This is a genomic window from Vibrio sp. S/42/10 (assembly GCF_029890535.1).
Taxonomy (GTDB): domain Bacteria; phylum Pseudomonadota; class Gammaproteobacteria; order Enterobacterales; family Vibrionaceae; genus Vibrio; species Vibrio cyclitrophicus.
On record NZ_JAKMZC010000003.1, the window covers coordinates 243,724 to 267,761 of the forward strand.

General features: G+C 44.8%; 18 protein-coding genes. 9 read left to right on the forward strand and 9 right to left on the reverse strand.

Annotated elements, in window-relative coordinates:
• Positions 1 to 5 precede the first annotated feature (5 nt).
• Positions 6 to 2,405 carry a penicillin-binding protein 1B gene (gene mrcB / locus L8S15_RS05095; protein ID WP_010436009.1) on the reverse strand — a complete coding sequence of 800 codons (2,400 nt, stop codon included), beginning with the start codon at positions 2,403 to 2,405 and terminating at the stop codon, positions 6 to 8.
• Positions 2,402 to 4,900, reverse strand: a complete 2,499-nt coding sequence (gene hrpB / locus L8S15_RS05100; protein WP_280572056.1) for an ATP-dependent helicase HrpB — start codon at positions 4,898 to 4,900, stop codon at positions 2,402 to 2,404. The genes mrcB and hrpB overlap by 4 nt, the downstream gene beginning before the upstream one ends.
• Positions 4,901 to 4,934: 34 nt before the next feature.
• Here hrpB and sfsA point away from each other — a divergent pair, with 34 nt between their 5' ends.
• From sfsA to panC, 7 genes are all read left to right on the forward strand, one after another.
• Positions 4,935 to 5,660: a DNA/RNA nuclease SfsA gene (gene sfsA, locus L8S15_RS05105; protein WP_010436003.1), complete on the forward strand. Its 726-nt coding sequence runs from the start codon at positions 4,935 to 4,937 to the stop codon at positions 5,658 to 5,660.
• 135 nt (positions 5,661 to 5,795) lie between these two features.
• Entirely contained in the window at positions 5,796 to 6,242 is a 447-nt protein-coding gene (gene dksA / locus L8S15_RS05110) for an RNA polymerase-binding protein DksA (protein WP_004738189.1), read from the forward strand.
• Between the two features lie 219 nt (positions 6,243 to 6,461).
• Positions 6,462 to 7,337 carry a tRNA glutamyl-Q(34) synthetase GluQRS gene (gene gluQRS, locus L8S15_RS05115; protein WP_102350433.1) on the forward strand — a complete coding sequence of 292 codons (876 nt, stop codon included), beginning with the start codon at positions 6,462 to 6,464 and terminating at the stop codon, positions 7,335 to 7,337.
• Positions 7,338 to 7,520: 183 nt separating this feature from the next.
• Positions 7,521 to 8,876, forward strand: coding sequence for a polynucleotide adenylyltransferase PcnB (gene pcnB, locus L8S15_RS05120; RefSeq protein ID WP_010435997.1), 1,356 nt, complete (start codon positions 7,521 to 7,523; stop codon positions 8,874 to 8,876).
• On the forward strand, positions 8,873 to 9,358 hold the full coding sequence (folK, locus tag L8S15_RS05125) for a 2-amino-4-hydroxy-6-hydroxymethyldihydropteridine diphosphokinase (protein ID WP_016768219.1): 486 nt from the start codon (positions 8,873 to 8,875) through the stop codon (positions 9,356 to 9,358). The genes pcnB and folK overlap by 4 nt, the downstream gene beginning before the upstream one ends.
• A 22-nt stretch (positions 9,359 to 9,380) precedes the next feature.
• A complete protein-coding gene (gene panB, locus L8S15_RS05130) occupies positions 9,381 to 10,175 on the forward strand; it encodes a 3-methyl-2-oxobutanoate hydroxymethyltransferase (RefSeq protein ID WP_016768218.1) in 795 nt (264 codons plus the stop codon).
• An 8-nt stretch (positions 10,176 to 10,183) separates the two neighbouring features.
• On the forward strand, positions 10,184 to 11,074 hold the full coding sequence (gene panC / locus L8S15_RS05135; protein WP_010435989.1) for a pantoate--beta-alanine ligase: 891 nt from the start codon (positions 10,184 to 10,186) through the stop codon (positions 11,072 to 11,074).
• 101 nt (positions 11,075 to 11,175) lie between these two features.
• Here panC and L8S15_RS05140 read toward each other — a convergent pair whose 3' ends face one another.
• The 3 genes from L8S15_RS05140 to L8S15_RS05150 form a co-directional block, all read right to left on the reverse strand.
• Complete coding sequence (locus tag L8S15_RS05140) at positions 11,176 to 11,946, reverse strand: ABC transporter permease (RefSeq protein WP_010435987.1); 771 nt, start codon at positions 11,944 to 11,946, stop codon at positions 11,176 to 11,178.
• A gap of 1 nt (position 11,947) precedes the next feature.
• Positions 11,948 to 12,865: an ABC transporter ATP-binding protein gene (locus tag L8S15_RS05145; protein WP_016784914.1), complete on the reverse strand. Its 918-nt coding sequence runs from the start codon at positions 12,863 to 12,865 to the stop codon at positions 11,948 to 11,950.
• Between the two features lie 339 nt (positions 12,866 to 13,204).
• Positions 13,205 to 14,827, reverse strand: coding sequence for a SulP family inorganic anion transporter (locus tag L8S15_RS05150; RefSeq protein WP_016789341.1), 1,623 nt, complete (start codon positions 14,825 to 14,827; stop codon positions 13,205 to 13,207).
• Positions 14,828 to 15,113: 286 nt separating this feature from the next.
• Here L8S15_RS05150 and can point away from each other — a divergent pair, with 286 nt between their 5' ends.
• A complete protein-coding gene (can, locus tag L8S15_RS05155; RefSeq protein WP_010435977.1) occupies positions 15,114 to 15,773 on the forward strand; it encodes a carbonate dehydratase in 660 nt (219 codons plus the stop codon).
• An 86-nt stretch (positions 15,774 to 15,859) separates the two neighbouring features.
• On the opposite strand, the gene hpt is transcribed toward can, so the two are convergent.
• Complete coding sequence (hpt, locus tag L8S15_RS05160; RefSeq protein ID WP_010435974.1) at positions 15,860 to 16,390, reverse strand: hypoxanthine phosphoribosyltransferase; 531 nt, start codon at positions 16,388 to 16,390, stop codon at positions 15,860 to 15,862.
• 337 nt (positions 16,391 to 16,727) lie between these two features.
• Here hpt and L8S15_RS05165 point away from each other — a divergent pair, with 337 nt between their 5' ends.
• Positions 16,728 to 17,333, forward strand: a complete 606-nt coding sequence (locus tag L8S15_RS05165; protein WP_010435971.1) for a LuxR/HapR/OpaR family quorum-sensing transcriptional regulator — start codon at positions 16,728 to 16,730, stop codon at positions 17,331 to 17,333.
• Between the two features lie 380 nt (positions 17,334 to 17,713).
• Here L8S15_RS05165 and lpdA read toward each other — a convergent pair whose 3' ends face one another.
• The 3 genes from lpdA to aceE form a co-directional block, all read right to left on the reverse strand.
• On the reverse strand, positions 17,714 to 19,144 hold the full coding sequence (gene lpdA, locus L8S15_RS05170; RefSeq protein ID WP_010435969.1) for a dihydrolipoyl dehydrogenase: 1,431 nt from the start codon (positions 19,142 to 19,144) through the stop codon (positions 17,714 to 17,716).
• 242 nt (positions 19,145 to 19,386) lie between these two features.
• A complete protein-coding gene (aceF, locus tag L8S15_RS05175) occupies positions 19,387 to 21,297 on the reverse strand; it encodes a pyruvate dehydrogenase complex dihydrolipoyllysine-residue acetyltransferase (RefSeq protein WP_280572057.1) in 1,911 nt (636 codons plus the stop codon).
• A 30-nt stretch (positions 21,298 to 21,327) separates the two neighbouring features.
• Positions 21,328 to 23,991 carry a pyruvate dehydrogenase (acetyl-transferring), homodimeric type gene (aceE, locus tag L8S15_RS05180; protein ID WP_016768210.1) on the reverse strand — a complete coding sequence of 888 codons (2,664 nt, stop codon included), beginning with the start codon at positions 23,989 to 23,991 and terminating at the stop codon, positions 21,328 to 21,330.
• Positions 23,992 to 24,038: the final 47 nt, after the last annotated feature.

The window sequence follows — 24,038 nt, forward strand, 5'->3', positions numbered from 1 at the left end:
CGACTTTACCACTGAAAAAGCTTTTTTAGCCACTGTTTTGGTTGACTTTCACAGCCCTTCTTAATATTTCCGTTCTCATCCCACACCGGCAATTTAACAGCGCCATCACAGTCTAACTCTAAGGCACCATCTGACGTTCGGGTAAAACTAGCTGTCGCGACTCCTGTTGGCCACGGCAGTAACAATTGTTCAGGTGTTCTCTGCTTTAAGTAATCAGCATAAACACGTAACGCACCACTAGAACCGGTTAGCTTTGTTGGTTGATTGTCATCACGCCCTAGCCAAATAGTAGTCACTTCACGGCCATCAACCCCAACAAACCAACTATCTCGGCTGTCATTACTGGTACCCGTTTTACCGGCCAAACCTGCCCATGCAAACTGACCTTGTAAGAAGCGACCTGTGCCTTCCGACACCCCTCGCTTCATTGCATAAGTCGTTAACCAAGCCGCTTGTTGATCAACACTTTGCGATACACGAGGAATCGATTGATACAGAACCTCACCATCATTATCAACAACCGAACGAAGCGCAGACAAAGGTGCTATACGGCCAGAGTTGGTAATCGTTTGGTACATCTGCGCTACCTGAAATGGGGTCAATGAGAATGAACCCAAAAACATCGATGGCACTGGGCGAATTTCGTTTTTATCGACACCCAGTTTTCCGATCGTATCGGAAACGCTATCGATCCCTAGCTGCATCCCTAAGCGAACCGTTGGGACGTTGTAAGACTTAGAAAGCGCTACATACAAAGGCACCTCGCCACGGAACTTCCGATCGAAGTTTCTCGGGCTCCAGACACTGCCTTTACTGCCTTTCAAACTAAGTGGCGTATCCATCAAGGTCGTCGCCAACGTATATTTCTGGGGTCGTTCTAATGCGGTCAAGTAGATTGCAGGCTTAACCAAAGAACCAATAGGACGACTCGCGTTCAAGGCTCGGTTAAAGCCATCGTAGCCAGTACGTTTACCACCTACCATTGCTCGGATTTCACCAGTATTTCGATCAACGGCAATCGCAGCTGCTTCAAGCTTATTACCCGCTGTTTTCGAGAGTTCCGGCACTTTACGCGCAATCGACTTCTCTAGCTTATCTTGAGAAACCGGATCCAAAGATGTGAATACTCGTATCCCTTTTTTCGCTTCAAAGCGGTCACCAACATATCTCTTCAGTTCAATATTAACCTGTTGGAAATAAGCTGGCTGACGACTTGCTATGCGAGGGTTATCTTGAATATCCAAATCACGGCTCGCCGCTTCTTCGTACTGTTGCGGAGTAAGAATATCTTGTTGCATCAACAAACGAAGAACCAGATCTCGTCGAGTCTTCGCTCGTTCGGGATAGCGAACGGGGTTGTAATACGAAGGGCCTTTGACCATGCCAACCAGCAGAGCCAACTGATCAATTCGCAGCTCTTGAATCGGCTGACCGAAGTACAAACGAGACGCTAAGCCGAAACCATGAATGGCTTCACCACCATTTTGACCAAGATAAACCTCGTTCAAATACGCTTCTAAGATACGATCTTTGCTATAACGATGATCCAAGATCAACGCAATATAGGCTTCACGAACCTTACGCCACAAGGTACGCTCACTGGATAAGAACAGGTTCTTCGCTAATTGTTGAGTCAGCGTACTGCCCCCTTGCACCGTTCGACCCGCCTTAACATTAACCACCATCGCACGAGCAATCGCCAATGGTGAAACGCCATCGTGCTGGTAGAAATTTCGGTCTTCGGTTGCCAATAACGCATCAACCATTACCTCAGGGAACTGATTGCGTTTTAAGAACAGACGCTGCTCATCATTACTTTTCTCAAGCATGCCAAGCATTTTCGGTTCAACACGCAGGTACCCCATATCGCCTTTCTTCTCTAGCGACTGGATACGAGTTAGTTCGTTGCCGTTGAAATGCAGCATCACATGACGATCCGCTTCTGGCCCATCGACAAACTCGAACGGGCGACGAATCATTTCAATCTTAGTTGATGAAGAAGAGTATTCACCCGGATGACGAGGCGCATTCACCTTGCGATAATTAAGAACATCGAGCTCATTCTTCACTTGTACCAAGCTAACCTGAGTTCCCGGTGACAAGTCCAGCACTCGTGCATAAACAACGGTTGGCAAGTCAAACAACTGGCCTTCAAAGCGCTGTTTGACTACCGAATCCAAATAAATACCGACGAACAGCAGCAATGCTGCTAGCGCTAGGCCCGCTTTCCAAGATATGCCCCATAGAATCTTCAGCCAACTTCTTTTACTCGAGTTCTTAGCGCTTGATTTGGTCTTTTTCGTAGCCGTTCTCGGTTTTCTTGTTTTAGCTTTAGTCGTTGGTGACTTTTTTGCTGGCGCTTTTTTAGGTGGTGCCTTTTTTGGCGTTAACATTTTGGTCATCATCGATTCAACTGTCGTTTGGTTTTAGTGGTTGCTACATGGTTAGCAGGGTCATCCGGCCAAGGGTGTTTGGGGTAACGGCCTTTCATCTCTTTTTGCACTTCTTTGTACGCGCCAGCCCAGAAGCCAGCTAAATCTTGAGTGATTTGTAATGGTCGTTGTGCAGGTGAAAGTAATTCCAGAACCACCTTTTTACGCCCTTGAGCTATCAATGGGGAATCTTGTTCGCCAAAAACTTCCTGCATTCGTACTGAGATCACAGGCTCAGATTGATATTGGTATCGAATCGCCTTTTTACTTCCCGTTGGCATTAGGTAATTCGTTGGTAACCATTGGTCGATGTCTTGATTCAAAGGCCACCCAAGATACGCCGATAGCGCTTGCTCCACCGAAACATTCAACAACCCTTTAGCTGACTTAATGCCATTTAAATACGGCGAAAGCCACTCATCAAGATGCTCAACTAAGCTTGCATTATCCATCGCAGGCCAATCATGCTCAGGCATCCAAAGTTCAGCACAACGCACGCGCTCAACAAACTGCTTCGCTGAAGCTGTCCAATTCAAACGGTCAAGACCACATCGAGCGATATAATTCAGTAGCGCTTTGCTTGTCTGATTCGCATCCGGCTCTGGCAAGGCTTTAGTGCTGATGATTAGGCTACCCAATGACACTCGTTGTTCGGCGACCAAACGGCCACGCTTCTCATCCCAATCCGCATAATCAGAAATCACGAAGAGCTTCGGAAATGCCTCTTCTAACTGTTCGATATCAATCGCAGTTGCGAGGAAGATCTGACTTGCTCGCCCAGTGCTGCGCATCAAGTCAATCACCACGATATAATCGTTGTTAGCCAATGGGTCATCATCACGCACCTCAGCTCCGTGACCGTTCGCTAGAAGAAAAGCACTGCTCGTTGTGCTTCTCGCCTGAGCAATTCGGTCTGGAAATGCAAAACAAAGCACTAATGGTAGCAATGATTCGTCAAGTTGTGACAAATCTAAGTGATGATTGAGTCTGCTAGCGAGGCTTTTCGCTCGTTGCATAACAATACTGTTTTTCGAGTGTTTTCTTTGCTTAAATCGGTGCAATGAATGCTGAATATCAGTGATATTTCGCTCAGGTTCTTCAAGTAAAGCGGCAGCGACGATGGCAATGTTAAGTGAAAGTTGGCTGCTTTGCTGTGCTTTGATTAGCATGCTAGCGATACGAGGTTCTAAGCCTAAACGCTGTGCCTGCTTCCCCATTGCCGTAAACTGGCCATTGCCATCGAACAACTCAAGACCCTGCAACAGTTGTTTAGCTTGCGCAATTGAAGCCTGTGGTGGAGTGTCTAGCCACTGCAGTTCATCCGCATTTGCAGCTCCCCATTGTGTCAACTCCGCCACCAACGAAGAAAGGTCGGAATGAAGGATTTCAGGTTCTGGTACAGCGGGTTGCTGCATAAGTTGCGTTTCGCTGTACAGACGAACACACAGGCCCTCTTCAATTCGGCCAGCCCGGCCAGCTCGTTGCTCTGCTGAGGACTGCGAGATTTTCACTTGCTCAAGCTTAGTGATGCCCGTTTTCAAATCAAACTTTGCCACTCGTTCTAAACCAGAATCCACCACCAAGCGAATGCCCTCAATCGTCAAAGAGGTTTCGGCAATATTGGTAGCTAACACCACCTTTCGACGGCCTTTCACCGATGGCGAGATCGCTTTCTGCTGTTGAGAAAAGCTGAGCTGACCGTACAAAGGGCAAACATCGATATCACCGGCAAGTTGTTCGAGTTGAGATACCAACTGTTTAATCGCAGAAACGCCCGGCAAGAAAGCTAAAAGCGAACCCGACTCTTTTTCCATCACAGATCGAATCACACTGGCCATTTTAGGGGCTAGATATTCATTTGCGTTAAGAGGCTGATAGCGAAAATCGACAGGAAAACTTCGACCTTGTGATTCCACGTATTTAGCATTCGGCAGCAAAGTTTGTAGAGCTTGTTGATCTAAGGTTGCCGACATCACAACCACTTTTAGATCGTCACGCAGTGCCTCTTGGATCTCTAAACTAAACGCCAATGCGGTATCGGCATGAATGCTGCGCTCGTGAAACTCATCAAAGATCACCATATCAACCCCTGTTAACTCAGGGTCGCTTTGGATCATTCGAGTCATAATCCCTTCGGTAACGATTTCCAAGCGCGTCGAACTGCTGGTTTTAGATTCACCACGAACTCTATAACCTATGCTTTCACCCACCGTTTCTCCCAATTGGCTCGCTAAATAAGTTGCAATATTCCTTGCAGCCAAACGCCTCGGTTCAAGCATGATGATCTTTCCTTGAACAGCGTTAGTCTTAACTAGTTGCAGAGGGAAGAATGTTGACTTACCCGCACCGGGAGCGGCCTTTAGAATAAGTTGAGTGTGCGTTCGTACGCCAGCGAGTAGATCTGGCATCACAGCTTCTATGGGCAGTTGTGGCAATGGGAGAACCTTGTGGTGTAATGTTGGCAACATTGTACATAAAAACCTACCTGTCTAAATAAGTAATATGCACTTCAATCCCCCATTAGAGCCAGCGACTCTTATTAAACGCTATAAACGTTTTCTCACTGATATAAAACTTCCAGACGGCAGTGAGCGTACTATTCACTGTGCTAATACTGGAGCGATGACGGGATGCGCAACCCCAGGCAATACGGTGTGGTACTCCACATCAGATAATGCAAAAAGAAAGTACCCAAACAGCTGGGAGATCTCAGAAACAGACAAAGGCCACCGTATTTGTGTAAATACTGCGCGGGCAAACCAGCTTGCAGTGGAAGCAATTGAAAATGGGACTATAGTTGAACTCTTAGGATACAACGCGTTACGGACTGAAGTTAAGTATGGCAGTGAGAATAGTCGAATAGATATTCTGCTTGAAGATAGCGAAAAGCCGCTCTGCTATATCGAAGTAAAAAGCGTCACTTTGCTCGACGAGCAAGAAACGTCAACCGAAGGACAAGGTTTTTTTCCTGATGCAGTCACAACCCGAGGCCAAAAACATCTGCGTGAACTCACAGAAATGGTCGAATCTGGAAATAGAGCCGTACTTTTATTCACTGTTTTGCATTCAGGTATTGAAAAAGTGTCTGCGGCACACCATATAGACGCCAAATATTCGTTATTACTAAAACAAGCACAAGACGCTGGAGTTGAAGTGCTTTGCTATAAAGCAGAGCTCAGCAGTACTCAAATACAACTAAAACAAGCCGTTGAATTTATCAATAGCTAAGCAAAGATGCTGAACTAATCACATTGATTGCAACTTTGGATAAGAGTATTTGCCACCATTCGTTCTTTCTGCTATAGATACCCGCCTTAAAATTAGCTGCTTTGCAGTTGACTAGGTGTAAATAGGAGATGCTGTATGCCAGAATCTAAGAAAAAAGCGCTAGGCATCCTAGCCATCGCAGGTGTTGAACCGTACCAAGAAAAGCCAGGTGAAGAGTACATGTCACCTGAGCAAACGGAACATTTTACAAAAATTTTAGCAGCTTGGCGCAACCAGCTCAGGGAAGAAGTTGATCGTACTGTGCACCACATGCAGGACGAAGCAGCGAATTTCCCAGACCCAGTTGACCGTGCTTCTCAAGAAGAAGAATTCAGCTTAGAGTTACGTAACCGTGACCGTGAGCGTCGTCTTATCAAGAAAATCGAGAAGACACTAGACAAGATCGAAGAAGACGATTTCGGCTTCTGTGATTCTTGCGGTATCGAGATTGGCATTCGTCGCCTTGAAGCTCGTCCAACTGCTGATCTTTGTATTGACTGTAAAACACTTGCAGAGATCAAAGAGAAACAGATGCAAGGTTAATTCTTGCAGATGTAAAGAAAGGGAGCCTTGGCTCCCTTTTTTGTTTGTTATCCAAGCGAAGTATTTCACACGCTTGATAGTAAATAGCAGCTTTAAGCCTTGGTTCTATACATCAAACCTTGTTTATAGAGATTGAAGCTTAGTTCTACGCATTAAAGCTCTTGTTAAACGTCTTAAGAATCGGCTAATGCGGTACCATTTAGATTAGGTTGTTCACTCATGAATTATATCGGGCGCTTTGCACCATCACCGTCAGGTCCTCTTCATTTTGGCTCACTTGTTGCTGCTCTTGGTAGCTACTTTCAAGCGAAATCTAACCAAGGAAAATGGTTAGTTCGTATGGAAGACTTAGACCCGCCAAGAGAAATGGCCGGCGCTGCAGACCTGATTCTTAAGACGCTTGAAGCTTACCACCTGTTTTGGGATGGCGAAGTCGTTTATCAAAGCCAGCGTCATGACCTCTATCAGGCACAAATCGACCAATGGGTCGCTGATGGCCAAGCTTATTACTGCCAATGCACCCGTAAACAGATAAAGTCCTTAGGCGGATTTTATAATGGTCACTGTAGGCATGCTGGTTTAATTGATTCCGGTGAACAAGCCGTACGTTTGTGCATGGACTTCCCAGTAGAATCTTTTCAGGATGTTCGACACGGTCAGATTCAGATCCCTAAAGGATTGGCTGAAGAAGATTTTATTATAAAGCGCAGAGACGGACTGTTTGCCTATAACCTCGCGGTTGTCCTTGATGACATAGAACAAGGGGTGACAGAGGTAGTAAGAGGTGCAGACTTAATAGAACCGACAGGTCGACAGATTAGCTTGTATAAGACACTCAAACAAAAAACCGTGAATTACTTGCACTTACCATTGGCAACCGATGGCTTGGGGAATAAACTGTCAAAACAGAACCATGCTACTGCAATCGATATCGACAACCCAAAACCGACGTTAATCAACGCCATGCAATTCTTAGGTTTTGATATACCTAAAGCTTTTTATGAGGCCTCAATGGATGAGATTTTAACGTGGGGCAGCCAACAATGGAACGTCAGTCAATTACCTGATAGTTTACAAAAAGAGCACTGTAATTAGCTCGAAACTCACGGCAAATAGTAAAAGCGACACATAAAAATGCCATAACCAATAGCTGCAGCTAAGCAGACGATGTTCTCAAATGGCTCGCGCTAAGTTATTATTAGCCGCAATTAAACTCTGCACTACCACTTTGGACTAAGAGAAAAACAAAGTTGGCGATACCTACTTTGTTCTAAACTAATGAATACAAACGACAATACCCCAAGCGAACAACGCGGATTCCACGAATTAGCACTGAATATTTATACTCGTCAAGAGCACAATATTTCACGCAAGCAGATCAGTGACAACGCACTAAAAGTGTTATATCGCCTGAACGGTGCGGGTTTTGACGCGTTTTTAGTCGGTGGTGGTGTACGCGATATCTTATTAGGCTCTCAGCCAAAAGATTTTGATATTGCTACCAACGCAACGCCAGAACAAATCAAACACCTATTTAGAAACTGTCGCCTTATCGGTCGCCGTTTTCGATTAGCACACATCATGTTTGGCCGAGACATCATTGAAGTAGCGACTTTCCGTGGTCACCACCAGGAACCATCGAAAAACGTTTCGGCTCAATCGGAAGAAGGCATGTTGCTACGCGATAACGTGTACGGTAATGTTGATGAAGATGCAGAGCGTCGTGACTTCACTATAAATGCAATGTACTACAACATTGCAGACTACAGCATCCACGATTACGCAGGTGGTGTAGAAGATTTAGAAGATAAGCTGATCCGTCTAATTGGCGATCCAGAAACGCGTTACCGCGAAGATCCAGTACGTATGCTACGAGCAATGCGCTTCGCTGCTAAACTGGATTTTGATATCGAAGAAGATACTGCAGACCCTATCGAAGAGTTAGCGCATCTTCTAAAAGATATCCCAGCAGCACGCCTTTACGAAGAGTCTCTGAAGTTACTGCAATCAGGCCACGGTTTAGAAACCTACCACTTGATGCGCGAATACAACCTGTTCCAACAGATGTTTCCATCCATCGCTGAGCACTTTACAGAGAGTTACGATTCTCACACAGAACAGATGCTTGATTTGGTCCTTGATTCAACAGACCTTCGTATTGAAGATGGTAAGCGAGTAAACCCAGCATTTATGTTTGCCGCGATTCTTTGGTACCCAATGAACAAGCTCGCTGACAAACTTGTCGCTGAGCAAGGTATGGCTCATTACGATGCGATTATGGAAGCAAGCAATATCATCCTTGATCAGCAAGTTAAATCGATTGCGATTCCTCGTCGTCACACTGCAACCATTCGTGAAATTTGGCAACTGCAACTGCGACTGCCTCGCCGCAACGGTAAACGTGCCGTTCGTTTAATGGAACTCAACAAATTCCGCGCTGGCTACGATTTCCTAGAAATGCGTGGTGAGATTGAAGGTGGTGAAACCAAAGAGCTTGCAAAATGGTGGGAGCGCTATCAAACCGCTGGCCGCAACATGCGCCAAGCAATGGCTAACGACGTAGCGGCACCATCAAAATCAGGTCATCGTCGCCGTAAGACTTACCGTAATAAAAAAAGTAAGCAATCCGAATGATAACGGCTTATATTGCGGTCGGCAGCAACCTTGCCGACCCAGTTAGCCAAGCAAATTTGGCTATCGAAACGCTAAAAAACCTACCGCGTTCAACGTTTATTGCGACCTCTCAGCTATATAGTAGCACTCCAATGGGGCCACAAAACCAACCTGACTACATCAACGCGGTAGTCGCTATCCAAACCGAATTAACGCCAATTGAGCTACTTGATTGCACTCAAAAAATCGAGCTAGAACAAGGGCGTGTCCGTAAAGACGAACGTTGGGGGCCAAGAACCTTGGACCTCGACATTGTGCTGTACGGCAATGAGGTGATCGATTCAGAGCGCTTAATTGTTCCTCATTACGGAATGAAAGAACGAGAGTTTGTACTCTACCCGCTTGCTGAAATCGCACCAAGTTTACAACTCCCTGATGGGACTGAGCTGACAGACTTACTCAAGTTAGTTGATAAGAACGGGCTCAATGTTTGGCAACAATAGCCAGGCGCATTAAGGAAAACCAATGAAAAAAGTAACCATTAACGACCTGATCAAATGCAAACGTGAAGGCCGTAAATTCGCGACGTCGACAGCTTATGATGCGAGCTTTGCTCAATTATTCGAAAGCCAAGAGATGCCCGTCCTACTTGTCGGTGATTCACTGGGTATGGTTCTACAAGGCCATAACGATACGTTGCCAGTAACCGTTCAAGACATTGCTTACCACACGCGTTCAGTTCGCGCAGGTAGCCCAAACTGTCTTCTTATGGCTGACATGCCATTCATGAGCTATGCAACACCAGAACAAGCTTGTGAGAGTGCTGCAACTTTAATGCGTGCTGGCGCGAACATGGTAAAAATCGAAGGCGGAAGCTGGTTGGTTGACACTGTGAAGATGCTAACAGAGCGTGCAGTACCCGTTTGTGCACACTTAGGCTTAACGCCTCAATCTGTGAACATCTTTGGTGGTTACAAAGTACAAGGCCGTGACGACGAGCAAGCCGATAAAATGGTTGCAGATGCGCTAGCTTTACAAAATGCAGGCGCTCAGATCGTATTACTTGAATGTGTACCAGCTTCGTTGGCAAAAAGAATTACAGAAGCTTGTGACGTACCGGTTATCGGTATCGGTGCGGGTAACGTTACTGATGGTCAGATCTTGGTTATGCATGACATGTTCGGTATTTCTGCGAACTACATGCCGAAATTCTCTAAGAATTTCCTAGCGGAAACAGGTGATATGCGTAAGGCAGTAGCTCTATACAAAGAAGAAGTAGAGAGCGCGCGCTTCCCTGATGAAGCTCATACAATCGCTTAGGAGTAAGTATGCAAACTTTTGCTGAAATAGCGGCTCTTCGTGAGCAGATTAAACAGTTTAAGCGTGATGGACGTACGATTGCTTTTGTACCGACAATGGGAAACCTGCATGAAGGCCACCTCACTCTGGTAAAGAAGGCTCGTGAATTAGCTGACATTGTTGTGGTAAGCATTTTTGTTAATCCAATGCAGTTTGATCGTACTGATGACCTAAACAACTACCCTCGTACGTTAGAAGAAGATCTAAGTAAACTAACAGGCGAAGGCGTTGAACTAGTGTTTACACCGACTCCAGAAGTAATGTACCCAGACGGATTAGACAAACAGACGTTTGTTGAGGTCCCAGGTATATCTCACATGCTTGAAGGTGCATCTCGTCCGGGTCACTTCCGCGGCGTCTCAACGATCGTCACTAAACTGTTTAATATCGTTCAGCCAGATTTTGCATGCTTTGGTGAGAAAGACTTCCAGCAACTTACCATTATTCGCCAGATGACTACTGACTTAGCATTAGACATTGAAATCGTGGGGGTGGCGACGGTTCGTGAGATGGATGGCTTAGCGATGAGCTCTCGCAATAGCAACCTAACGATTGACGAACGTCAGCGTGCTCCGGTTCTTGCTCGCACTATGCGCTGGATCAGCAGTGCAATTCGTGGCGGCCGCGATGATTACGCGTCAGTTATTGAAGATGCAACAGACCAACTTCGAGCAGCCGATCTGCAACCGGATGAAATTTTCATTTGTGATGCCAATACGCTACAAGCTATTACTTCAGAATCGACTCAAGCTGTGATTCTAATGTCGGCTTTCTTGGGTAAAACGCGTCTTATCGACAACCAAGTTCTCGATTTGGTAACGGAAACGAAAGAAGAAGTGAAAGAAGAAACAGCGGAATAATCGCTTTCTTCTCTAAATGCAGAAAAACGCAAAATATAAAAAAGGTCGATATATATCGACCTTTTTCTTTGCCTGTCATTCCGAGACTTACAAGGAAGACATTAACTACGTAAGCCGATCCCCTTAGTGACTAAGTAATGTGCAATGCCATACAACAGCACGATAAACACACCTAGTACGCCAAACGATGTCACGATACCCACATCAGACACACCCAAGAAGCCATATCTGAACGCGTTTACCATGTACACGATAGGGTTCAACTTCGATACACCTTGCCAAAATTCAGGCAATAGACTGATAGAGTAAAACACACCACCAAGATATGTCAGCGGCGTTAAGATAAAGGTCGGGATAATAGAGATATCGTCAAACGTACGTGCAAATACAGCGTTGATTAAACCGCCCAGAGCGAACACAACAGACGTTAGAAATACCGTCGCAATAATCACCCCCCAATGATCAACTTGCAGGTCGACAAAGAACAGCGATACGAATGTGACTATGGTACCCACTAACAAGCCACGCACTACACCGCCCATTACGAAACCAGCAATAATCACGTAGTTAGGAACTGGAGCTACAAGCAGCTCTTCAATGTTCTTCTGGAATTTGGCACTAAAGAACGAAGAAGCAACGTTAGAGTACGAGTTGGTGATCACCGACATCATAATCAAGCCAGGAACAATATATTCCATATAGCTAAAACCGTTCATTTCACCAATACGCGCACCAATCAGGTTGCCGAAGATGATGAAGTAAAGTGTCATGGTAATCGCAGGCGGCACCAAAGTTTGCACCCAAATACGCGTGAAGCGATTGATCTCTTTGGTCAACAAGCTGCAGAAAGCGGTCCAATATAGGCTGTACATATTATTTACTCCCCTCACGGACGATACTCACGAATAGCTCTTCTAGACGGTTTGCTTTGTTACGCATAGAGAGGACTTTTACCTTTTGATCGCTCAATTGAGCAAAGATAGTATTCAAACCTAGGTTCTTGTCGATTTCAATTTCTAGCGAGCCATTTACCATCAATTGGCTATTCACGCCTTCTAGCTTAGGTTCAGTCGCGCCCTCTTCAAGATCCAAAATAAAGGTCTCTGCGCTCAACTTGCCTAGCAACGCTTTCATAGTTGTGTTCTCAATCAGCTCACCACGATTGATGATACCGATATTGCGACACAGCATTTCCGCTTCTTCTAGGTAGTGTGTGGTCAGAATAATGGTAATGCCCTGCTTCTCGTTGATCTCTTTCAGGAACTCCCACATAGAACGACGCAGCTCAATATCGACACCCGCAGTTGGCTCATCAAGAATCAGCAGCTGTGGCTCATGCATCAGTGCACGAGCAATCATCAAACGACGCTTCATACCACCAGATAAGTTACGTGCACGTTCGCCACGCTTTTCCCACAAATCTAATTGAGATAGATACTTTTTAGCGCGATCTTTAGCAAGTGCTTTCGGCACACCGTAGTAACCCGCTTGTTGCAGTACAATCTGCTCAACAGTTTCGAATGGGTTAAAGTTAAACTCTTGCGGTACTAAACCTAAGTTCTGCTTCGCCAACTCCAGATCGGTATCAATGTCGTAGCCAAACACTTTAACCTTGCCTGATGTTTTGTTAACCAGAGAAGAGATAACACCGATAGTGGTCGATTTTCCGGCGCCATTTGGACCAAGCAACGCGTAAAAGTCGCCTTTTTTGACTTGTAAACTAATGCCTTTAAGAGCCTCAAAGCCCCCAGCATAGGTTTTTCTTAATTGTTCAATTTCTAATGCATACATAGAGATAGACTGCCATTTGCGATAGATAGATGATGACCAAGCATGAGGAAGAGAGTAAAACTTAAAATGAGTTAGCAGAGAACTAACTAAAAACTTTTTCATTCGGCCATTTTGCAAACAAGTTTATCGTTGATTGACGATGAATACAAACTGCGATTACTGATTTATTTCAATAAACCCTCATAGCTCGTGCTCTATGAAAACAAAAAATGCCGTTAAGTCATTTACTTAACGGCGTAAATCATCAATCACTAGATTTAGAACAACGGCCTAGAATCTATTGTCCAACCGCAAGTCAATCAGAGTTAATGACCAGTCTAAAGCTAACTATCAAACCAATTAGAATGGATGCTCATGTCTGTCGACATAGCTTGTTGCAGCGGTCAGCGCTTCATATCTAAATCGATAAGTATTGGATTCAGGTACGAGATCAAGCACGTGGAATTTCTCTAATTGCTGGCGAGTATTCTCGTTAGGGCACAGCAGGTACACTTCGCATTGTGCATCTAACGCATCTTTAATCGCGTTTTCTAATGCCAAGCCTACAGTGACATCAATCATCGGCACATCCGTCAGATCTAAAATCATAGCTTCATAATCAGAGATACTTGAGTGCTGACGCGAAATCGCCTTTGAAACACTGAAGATCATTGGGCCAGAGAGATAAAAGAACAACACCTTACCATTGGCACTATCCAGCAATTGACGTTCACTATCAGTCAACGGAATATCGTCTTCGTCATCACCATCACTAATGGCCTTAACCTGTCTGGCTTGCTCTCGGCTTAACCTTTCAATGATCAGGATATTCGAGATAAAAACGCCCAGTCCAACGGCGATGATCAAGTCAACAAAAACGGTTAGTAGCATCACGCCATACATCACTCCCATGCCTGCATAACTGACCTTATGTGCACGCTGGATGAAGCTCCAATCAAGTATGTTGAAACCAACATACATCGCGATACCCGCTAAAACCGCCATAGGAATCGGTTCGGTTAAGCCACCAGCAACCAAAACCACTAATGCCAGAACCAATGCACGAATGACGCCAGAAAGCGGAGAACGGGCACCCACCTGAATATTAGTCACGGTACCCATGGTCGCACCGGCACCAGGTAGTGCACCAAATAAGCCCGAAATCATATTCGCAATGCCCTGGCCGCGAAGTTCTTTGTCTGAATCATGCTCTTTACGAGTCAGTGAGTCTCCAATAACCGCGGTCAGAAGCGTATCAATACAACCAAGTGTACCCAGCACCAGAGCATCGATAACCATAGTGGTAAATTGCTCAGAGCTGATCGTAGGAATAACAAGAGAAGGTAAGCCCGCTGGTATCTCACCGATACGGCGAATAGAATCGGTATCAAAAATGATGACGGATAAAAGAGTAACAGCGACCAAAGCAACAAGCTGGGCTGGTACATACTTACGGTATTTCGCCGGAAAGCCGAAAAGGATTCCTAGCGTTAATCCACCTAAAAACAGTTCGCTTATTTTCAGGTTGGCTAAGGTATCAGGCAGCGCAGAAAGCGTTCCCATCACCCCACCAGATGGAGCAGCATGTCCTAACAATGGAGACAGTTGCAAGATAATAAGAATGACACCAATACCCGACATAAACCCGGAGATCACGCTATATGGCATCAACGTAACGTATTTTCCGAGCTTTAATGTACCGAGTAATATCTGAAAAGCACCTGCCATCATGACAACGGTAAAGGTCATTGCCATTCCGGTTTCAGGATACTTAGCCACCATGCTCGTCATCACTGCCGTCATGATCACCGTCATGGGCCCAGTAGGTTCAGATATCAGACTACTCGAACCTCCGAACAACGCCGCGAATAAGCCGACCATGATAGCGCCCCAAAGACCGGCTTCAGCGCCCGCGCCAGACGCGACACCAAATGCCAACGCTAAAGGCAATGAGATAATGGCTGTAGTCACACCGCCAAACATGTCACCTTTGAGACTGATATCCGAAAAACGACTTCCAAACAAAACACACCTTCCTGATGATGAAATGACAAACTTTATAACTTTAACAAATGAGTTAGTCAGACAGAAAGTGTTAATTCAATCACATTATTCATGACTTATAACCAGATGGTAGTTTATGTGCTAAGTTAGTGATTTTAACGACTAGAACACGTCAGATGAGTACGTGTTAACGCAGTTTTTACGGGATTGAATTTGTAACATTGTGTATAGTTACAATTCTTAATTAAGGGATGTAAGACGCAAAATGCCAGAGATTAAACAGCTTTTTGAAAACAACTCTAAATGGTCTGAAGAAATTCGATCTCAAAGACCTGAGTATTTTACAACGCTTGAAGAGGGTCAAAGCCCTGGTTTTTTATGGATAGGTTGTTCAGATAGCCGAGTACCGGCCGAACGCCTCACTGGTTTGTACTCCGGAGAACTGTTTGTTCACCGAAACGTGGCTAACCAAGTGGTCCATACTGATCTCAACTGCTTATCTGTTGTGCAATACGCGGTGGATGTACTCAAAGTTAAACACATCATTGTCTGTGGCCATTATGGCTGTGGGGGTGTGAATGCAGCTATTGATAATCCGAAGCTAGGCCTAATTAATAACTGGCTACTTCACATTCGCGACAATTACCTTAAGTACCGTAAGCAGATCGAATCTTTACCTCGTGAACAATGGGGTGATAAATTGTGCGAAATTAACGTCGCAGAGCAAGTCTATAACTTGGGCAACTCCACCATCATGCAGACCGCATGGGAACGTGGGCAAGATATTGAAATCCATGGTGTTGTTTATGGGATTGGTAATGGCAAGCTGCAAGATCTTGGCGTTCGTTGTTCAAGCAATGACACGTTAGAAAATAGCCACTTAGATGCGCTTGATAAGATCTTATCGACGCCCATTCTTGGTTAACGGTTATCTCTTAACGTTTAATAGACAAATATAAGAAAGGCTCGCATTGTGCGAGCCTTTTTTGTCACTATTTAACAGAGTAATAATTACTCTTGAGGTACAACTTTACCGATGTAAGGTAGGTGACGATACTTTTGTGCGTAGTCGATACCCACACCAACAACGAATTCATCAGGAATTTCAAAACCAATCCATTTAGTATCAACAATCACTTCACGGCGAGAAGGCTTGTCTAATAGCGTACAAATTTCGATGGATTTAGGACCACGTAGGCTTAGAATCTCTTTCACTTTAGTCAGTGTGTTACCTGTATCGATGATATCTTCTACAAGTAGAACGTCTTTACCTTGGATATCGTCATCAAGGTCTTTCAGAATACGTACGTCACGTGAGCTTTCCATACCGTTGCCGTAGCTAGATGCGGTCATGAAATCAACTTGGTGAGTTAAATCGATAGCACGAGCAAGATCTGCCATAAAGACAAAAGATCCACGTAATAAGCCAACTAAAACAAGATCTTCACTACCGTTGTAGTGTTCCGTGATCTGTTTACCTAGTTCATTCACTCGATCCTGAACTTCTTGCTCAGAGATCATGACTTCAACTGTATGCTTCATACTGCTCTCATTTTGTTGGGTGATTGCGACAAGTTTAGACAGTTCTGCCATGGGTGCCGCTCAATTTTGTGCGTAAGTCTAGCATTGCTCAAATACCCACACCACCTTACAGCTCGAATTTACTGTTAGATTCTCAATGAAATGTGCACAGCCCCCTTGTTACATACTCGCTTTCTTTCACATCCATGCTGATCACGCTTTATGTATCAAGTTTGATGTAACTGTCTATAAAATAAGCTCAAAGGATTGACCATTTGCATATGCACCATTACACTCATCTTGGCTTAAATAATAATAAAATCATTAATATAAAAAATTCGTTGGCAAGGAAAACAAAATGGACTCAATATCTAAGAGACCTAGAACTAGGCTTTCACCTTTAAAAAGAAAACTTCAATTGATGGAAATCGCACTTGAGGTATTCTCTCGCCGCGGCATTGGCCGTGGTGGGCACGCTGATATAGCTGACATTGCTCAGGTATCAGTTGCAACCGTGTTTAACTACTTCCCAACCCGTGAAGATCTGGTTGATGAAGTACTTAACCACGTCGTTCGCCAATTCTCTAACTTCCTTTCAGACAATATCGATCTCGATATTCACGCAAAAGAGAACTTACATAATATTGCGACTGAAATGGTGACGTTGGTGGCTCACGATTGCCATTGGTTGAATGTATGGTTTGAATGGAGCGCATCAACCCGTGATGAAGTATGGCCTCTATTCGTAACCACAAACCGCACTAACCAAATGTTACTACAAAACATGTTTAGCAAAGCGATAGAGCGTGGCGAAGTCTGTGACGACCACGACCCTAAGCACCTTGCGAATCTGTTCCACGGCATTTGTTACTCGCTATTCATTCAAGCGAAGCGTGTAGATACGCAAGAAGAACTTTCGACCTTGACGGATAGCTACTTAAACATGCTGTGCATTTATAAGTAGATTCGAGATTCGAGATTTGAGATTTGAGATTTGAGATTTGAGATTTGAGATTTGAGATTTGAGATTTGAGATTTGAGATTTGAGTAAAATGATTTAAGGATTGGCGTTTTGCGTCAATCCTTTTTTATTACCAATAGATTGCTATTTGTTGAAAGAGATTCCCTACAAGTATGATGACCAAATTTTCTTCAGACATAAAAAAACCGCTGACGAATCAGCGGCTTTTATAATCTAGATATGCTCAAAATAATTGGAGTTGCAGCTAGGCGACCCTTTCTTTGTTAAGTAACTAAAGTTCTGCCCTATGAGCATAGATTTACTATGTGATTAGGGTGAACTTACGCAGTTAACAACGCTGCGGCTTCAAGTATGAAGAGTATTTACTTTTTCTTTTTCACTGCTTTCTTATTTGGAAGGTCAGTGATTGAACCTTCGAATACTTCCGCAGCTAGACCAACAGACTCGTGTAGAGTTGGGTGAGCGTGGATAGTAAGTGCAATATCTTCTGCATCACAACCCATTTCAATTGCTAGGCCGATTTCGCCAAGAAGTTCACCACCGTTAGTACCAACAACAGCACCACCGATTACGCGATGAGTATCTTTATCGAAGATCATCTTAGTAACGCCGTCTGCACAGTCAGAGGCGATTGCACGACCAGAAGCAGCCCAAGGGAAAGTAGCAACTTCGTAGTTGATGCCTTCAGCTTTAGCTTCTTTCTCAGTCTTACCTACCCAAGCAACTTCTGGCTCAGTGTACGCGATTGATGGAATAACCTTAGGGTCGAAGTAGTGCTTCTTACCAGAGATAACTTCAGCAGCTACGTGACCTTCATGCACACCTTTGTGAGCAAGCATTGGTTGACCAACAACGTCACCGATCGCGTGGATGTGAGGAACGTTAGTACGCATTTGCTTATCAACATTGATGAAGCCACGCTCATCAACTTCGATACCCGCTTTTTCAGCGTCGATAAGTGCACCGTTTGGAACACGACCGATAGCAACAAGAACAGCATCGTAGCGCTCAGCTTCAGCTGGTGCTTTTTTGCCTTCCATTGATACGTAGATACCGTCTTCTTTCGCTTCAACAGCAGTCACTTTAGTTTCAAGCATTAGCTTGAACTTGTTCTTAATGCGCTTAGTGAAAACTTTAACGATATCTTTATCCGCAGCAGGGATAACTTGATCGAACATCTCTACAACTTCAACTTTAGAACCTAGAGAGTGGTAAACCGTACCCATCTCAAGACCGATGATACCGCCGCCCATGATAAGCAGTTTTTCAGGTACTTCGTTTAGTTCTAGTGCATCCGTAGAATCCCAAATACGTGGGTCTTCATGTGGGATGAAAGGAAGTTTGATTGGGCGAGAACCCGCAGCAATGATTGCGTTGTCGAAGTTAACCGTAGTTGCTTCACCTTCGCCTTCAACAAGAATGCTGTTAGGACCAGTGAACTTACCGAAACCGTTAACAACAGTAACGTTACGCATCTTAGCCATACCGCCAAGACCGCCAGTTAATTGATCAACTACTTTATCTTTCCAGATACGAATCTTGTTGATGTCAGTTTGTGGCTCGCCGAATACAACGCCGTGCTCTGCCATCGCTTTAGCTTCTTCGATTACTTTAGATACGTGAAGAAGTGCTTTTGATGGAATACAACCAACGTTTAGACATACACCACCAAGAGTGCTGTAACGTTCAACTAGTACTGTTTCTAGACCTAAATCCGCACAACGGAATGCAGCTGAGTAACCAGCAGGACCTGAACCAAGTACAACAACTTGGGCTTTAATTTCTTTGCTCATTGTGACCTCTTGTAGTCATTATCCCTAACAGGCTGAGTAGATGTTCTTAAAATTATTGGGCTTTCAAACAGGAAACATTTTACAGAGATGTTAACAGTGTGAAAGTAGCTTTAAGTTAGCCTGTGAGCTAGACAACAATTCCCTCTCGCTTTCTTAGAAATGCGGGAAACTGTTCTCTAAAAATAGTCTTTATATAAAGAATTAAGGTGACCCGAAAGCCACCTTAATAATTACTTTCTCAATTACAGAACTAGACGACGAATGTCAGATAGTGCGCTGTTTAAGAAAGTAATGAAGCGTGCACCTTCTGCACCATCGATCACGCGGTGATCATATGATAGAGACAGTGGAAGCTGTAGACGTGGTTGGAACTCTTTACCATTCCAAACTGGCTTAATCTCAGACTTAGATACACCTAAGATACCGACTTCTGGAGCATTTACGATTGGTGTAAATGCAGTACCGCCAATACCACCAAGGCTAGAGATTGTGAAACAACCGCCTTGCATGTCTGCCGCAGTTAGCTTGCCAGAGCGTGCTTTCTTAGAAACAACCATTAGTTCTTCAGATAGCTCGTAAATACCTTTCTTGTTCACATCTTTGAAAACAGGAACAACTAGGCCGTTTGGTGTATCAACTGCGATACCCACGTTTACGTACTTCTTAAGAATGATGCTTTCGCCATCGTCAGAAAGAGACGAGTTGAATGCTGGGAATGCTTCTAGCGCTTTAGCAACAGCTTTCATGATGAACACAAGTGGAGTGATCTTCATACCAGTGTCTTTCTTCGCTTCGATTGCGTTCTGTTCTTTACGGAATGCTTCTAGCTCAGTGATGTCTGCGTTGTCCCACTGTGTAACGTGAGGGATCATTACCCAGTTACGGTGCAGGTTAGCGCCAGAGATCTTCTTAATCTTAGAAAGCTTCTGAACTTCAGTTTCGCCGAACTTGCTGAAGTCAACTTTTGGCCATGGTAGTAGACCAAGAGCAGAACCGTCACCGCCTTTGCCAGATGCCGCTGCACCAGACTCAAGACGCTTAAGTGCATCTTTAACGTAAGACTGAACGTCTTCTTTAAGGATACGGCTCTTACGACCAGTACCTTTAACCTTAGAAAGGTTAACGCCAAATTCACGAGCAAGACGACGAACTACAGGAGAAGCGTGCGCGTAGTCACCGTTCTCTTGGAAGTCGCCAGCTGCTGGAGCTACTGTTTCTGCTTTAGGTGCAGGTGCTGCTGCCGGAGCTGCTGCTTGTGCTGGAGCGGAAGCCGCTACTGCTACTGGAGCTGCGCCTTCCACAACGAAAGTCATGATTAGAGAGCCAGTTGACACTGTGTCGCCAGCTGCAATCTTGATTTCTTTTACTGTACCAGCGAATGGTGCAGGCACTTCCATTGAAGCTTTGTCGCCTTCAACAGTAATTAGAGATTGCTCTTCTTCTACTGTATCGCCAACTGCTACCATGATTTCAGTAACTTCTACTTCGTCACCACCGATATCAGGAACGTTTACTTCTTTTTCAGCTGATGCTGCTGGAGCCGCTGCAACTGGTGCCGCCGCTGGAGCAGGAGCTGCTGCAACTGGAGCGCCAGAACCTGCCACTTCAAATACCATCACTAGAGAACCAGTAGATACTGAATCACCAGAAGCGATCTTGATTTCTTTAACGATACCAGCGAATGGTGCAGGTACTTCCATTGAAGCCTTGTCACCCTCAACAGTAAGAAGAGATTGCTCTTCTTCTACTGCGTCACCGATAGCTACCATGATTTCAGTTACTTCAACTTCATCACCGCCGATATCAGGAACGTGAACTTCTTTAAGTTCTGCCGCTGCTGCCGCTGCTGCCGCTGCTGCCGCTGCAGGCGCAGCTACTGGAGCTGCCTCTGCTGCTGGAGCAGGTGCAGCTTCAGCTGCACCCTCGGCTTCGAAAATCATGATAAGAGAACCAGTAGAAACTGAATCGCCTTCAGCTACTTTGATTTCTTTAACAATACCTGCTTGAGACGCTGGAACTTCCATAGAAGCTTTGTCGCCTTCAACAGTGATCAGAGACTGCTCTTCTTCAACCTTGTCGCCAACGCTTACAAGAATCTCAGTAACTTCAACCTCATCCGCACCGATGTCAGGTACATTAATTTCGATTGCCATTGCTTATTTACCTTCTAGTTAAGCGCTGTATTAAGCGTATTGTGGGTTTGTTTTTTCAGTGTCGATATCGAATTTAGCAATTGCTTCAACAACTACAGATTTCTCGATATCACCACGTTTAGCCAGTTCAGTTAGCGCTGCAACTACGATGTAGCCAGCGTTAACTTCGAAGTGACGACGTAGGTTTTCACGGCTGTCAGAACGGCCGAAACCATCTGTACCAAGTACTTTATAAGACTCAGTTGGCATGTACGCACGTACTTGCTCAGCGTAGTTCTTCATGTAGTCAGTCACTGCGATTGCAGGTTCTTTACCAAGAACAGTTGTGATGTACGGTACTTTTTCTTCCGCTTCTGGGTGAAGCATGTTGTCACGCTCTACCGCTTGACCATCACGAGTTAGTTCGTTGAACGACGTTACAGAGAATACGTCAGATGCTACGCCGTACTCTTCACTTAGAATTGCAGCCGCTTTACGCGCTTCGTTCATAATAGTACCAGAGCTCATTAGTTGAACTTTGCCCTTAGCACCAGCGTGAGATTCAAGCTTGTAAATACCTTTACGGATGCCTTCTTCAGCGCCTTCTGGCATTGCTGGCATTGCGTAGTTCTCGTTCATTACTGTTAAGTAGTAGTAAACGTTTTCTTGCTCAGGACCGTACATGCGACGGATACCGTCTTGCATGATTACCGCTAACTCGTAAGCAAACGTTGGGTCGTAAGAGATACAGTTAGGTACTGTGTTCGCCATGATGTGCGAGTGACCATCTTCGTGCTGTAGACCTTCGCCGTTTAGCGTTGTACGACCAGCAGTAGCACCCAGTAGGAAGCCACGAGCTTGTTGGTCACCTGCTAGCCATGCCATGTCGCCAATACGTTGGAAACCGAACATTGAGTAGTAGATGTAGAACGGGATCATCGGTAGATCGTTTGTGCTGTATGACGTTGCAGCAGCAACCCATGAAGCCATAGAACCTAGTTCGTTGATACCTTCTTGAAGAACTTGACCAGACGTTGCTTCTTTGTAGTAAGAAACGATGCCTTTATCTTCTGGAGTGTAATCTTGACCGTGTGGGTTGTAGATACCAACCTGACGGAATAGACCTTCCATACCGAATGTACGTGCTTCATCACAGATGATAGGAACGATGTTCTTACCAATGTTCTTATCTTTAAGAAGGATGTTTAGCGTACGTACATAAGCCATAGTTGTAGAGATATCACGCTTCTGCTCACCTAGTAGAGGTGCGAATGCGTCTAGCTCAGGAACCTTGAACTCTTGTGTAAACTTAGGAAGACGTGCTGGAGTGTAACCGTGTAGAGCGTTACGACGCGCGTGCATGTATTCGTATTCAGCAGAACCTTCTTCCAGTTTTAGGTATGGAAGTTCAGCAATTTTCTCATCTGATAGTAGGTCTTCAAGGCCTAGGCGATCACGCAGGTGTTGAACATGAGTCATGTCCATTTTCTTAACACCGTGTGCAATGTTCTTACCTTCAGCTGCATCACCCATGCCGTAACCTTTAACAGTTTTAGCTAGGATTACCGTTGGCTTACCGTTTGTCTCTTTTGCATTGTTGAATGCAGCAAACAGTTTAGAAGAATCGTGACCACCACGCTTAAGAGCGAAGATTTCGTCATCAGTCATATCAGCAACGAGTGCAGCTGTTTCTGGGTACTTACCAAAGAAGTGCTCACGTACGTATGCGCCATCTTTAGATTTAAATGTTTGGTAATCACCATCGATAGTTTCGTTCATTAGTTGAAGAAGCTTACCAGTAGTGTCTTTAGCCAGTAGTGAATCCCAGTTGCTACCCCAGATAACTTTAACAACGTTCCAACCTGCGCCTTTGAATAGGCCTTCAAGTTCTTGAATGATGCTACCGTTACCCATTACAGGACCGTCTAGACGCTGTAGGTTACAGTTGATTAGGAAACATAGGTTGTCTAGCTTCTCACGCGCAGCGAAAGAGATAGCACCACGTGATTCTGGCTCATCCATCTCACCGTCACCTAGGAACGCGTATACGCGTTGCGCTGAAGTTTCTTTCAGGCCACGGCCGTCAAGGTACTTAAGGAAGCGCGCTTGGTAGATCGCAGAAATAGGACCAAGACCCATAGATACTGTCGGGAATTGCCAGAACTCAGGCATCAGTTTAGGGTGCGGGTAAGAAGGGATACCTTTACCATCAACTTCTTGACGGAAGTTATCTAGCTGCTCTTCAGTTAGACGACCTTCAACGAATGCACGAGAGTAGATACCTGGAGAGATGTGACCTTGGTAATAAACTAGATCGCCACCGTCAGTCTCGTTTGGAGCACGGAAGAAGTGGTTGAAACATACTTCGTAGAACGCTGCTGCTGACTGGTAAGAAGCCATGTGACCACCAAGGTCTAGGTCTTTCTTAGAAGCACGCAATACGATCATGATTGCGTTCCAGCGAATAATCGAACGAATACGACGCTCAAGAGTTACGTCACCAGGGTAAGCTGGCTCTTGTGCTGCTGGAATTGTGTTGATGTAGTTTGTGTTGATGCCTGTAGCCATATCAACACCATCTAAACGCGCTTTATCTAGAACTTGTTCTAGTAAAAACTGTGCACGTTCTACACCTTCTTCACGTACTACTGACTCAAGAGCTTCTAACCAATCTTGAGTTTCCAGAGCATCAACGTCATGCTTCATGTCAGACATGGCGATCTATCCTTTTTGTTAGTTGGATTCTACTAAACACGTAAAAA

Bases quoted from the DNA above. Each gene is read 5' to 3' on its own strand.
- panC (WP_010435989.1), top strand. From the start codon at position 10,184: ATGCAAACTTTTGCTGAAATAGCGGCTCTTCGTGAGCAGATTAAACAG.
- L8S15_RS05150 (WP_016789341.1), bottom strand. From the start codon at position 14,827: ATGTTTGGCGGTGTGACTACAGCCATTATCTCATTGCCTTTAGCGTTG.
- hpt (WP_010435974.1), bottom strand. From the start codon at position 16,390: ATGAAGCATACAGTTGAAGTCATGATCTCTGAGCAAGAAGTTCAGGAT.
- gluQRS (WP_102350433.1), top strand. From the start codon at position 6,462: ATGAATTATATCGGGCGCTTTGCACCATCACCGTCAGGTCCTCTTCAT.
- aceE (WP_016768210.1), bottom strand. From the start codon at position 23,991: ATGTCTGACATGAAGCATGACGTTGATGCTCTGGAAACTCAAGATTGG.
- folK (WP_016768219.1), top strand. From the start codon at position 8,873: ATGATAACGGCTTATATTGCGGTCGGCAGCAACCTTGCCGACCCAGTT.
- mrcB (WP_010436009.1), bottom strand. From the start codon at position 2,405: ATGATGACCAAAATGTTAACGCCAAAAAAGGCACCACCTAAAAAAGCG.
- dksA (WP_004738189.1), top strand. From the start codon at position 5,796: ATGCCAGAATCTAAGAAAAAAGCGCTAGGCATCCTAGCCATCGCAGGT.
- L8S15_RS05165 (WP_010435971.1), top strand. From the start codon at position 16,728: ATGGACTCAATATCTAAGAGACCTAGAACTAGGCTTTCACCTTTAAAA.
- lpdA (WP_010435969.1), bottom strand. From the start codon at position 19,144: ATGAGCAAAGAAATTAAAGCCCAAGTTGTTGTACTTGGTTCAGGTCCT.
- pcnB (WP_010435997.1), top strand. From the start codon at position 7,521: ATGAATACAAACGACAATACCCCAAGCGAACAACGCGGATTCCACGAA.
- can (WP_010435977.1), top strand. From the start codon at position 15,114: ATGCCAGAGATTAAACAGCTTTTTGAAAACAACTCTAAATGGTCTGAA.
- sfsA (WP_010436003.1), top strand. From the start codon at position 4,935: ATGCACTTCAATCCCCCATTAGAGCCAGCGACTCTTATTAAACGCTAT.
- hrpB (WP_280572056.1), bottom strand. From the start codon at position 4,900: ATGTTGCCAACATTACACCACAAGGTTCTCCCATTGCCACAACTGCCC.
- L8S15_RS05140 (WP_010435987.1), bottom strand. From the start codon at position 11,946: ATGTACAGCCTATATTGGACCGCTTTCTGCAGCTTGTTGACCAAAGAG.
- panB (WP_016768218.1), top strand. From the start codon at position 9,381: ATGAAAAAAGTAACCATTAACGACCTGATCAAATGCAAACGTGAAGGC.
- aceF (WP_280572057.1), bottom strand. From the start codon at position 21,297: ATGGCAATCGAAATTAATGTACCTGACATCGGTGCGGATGAGGTTGAA.
- L8S15_RS05145 (WP_016784914.1), bottom strand. From the start codon at position 12,865: ATGTATGCATTAGAAATTGAACAATTAAGAAAAACCTATGCTGGGGGC.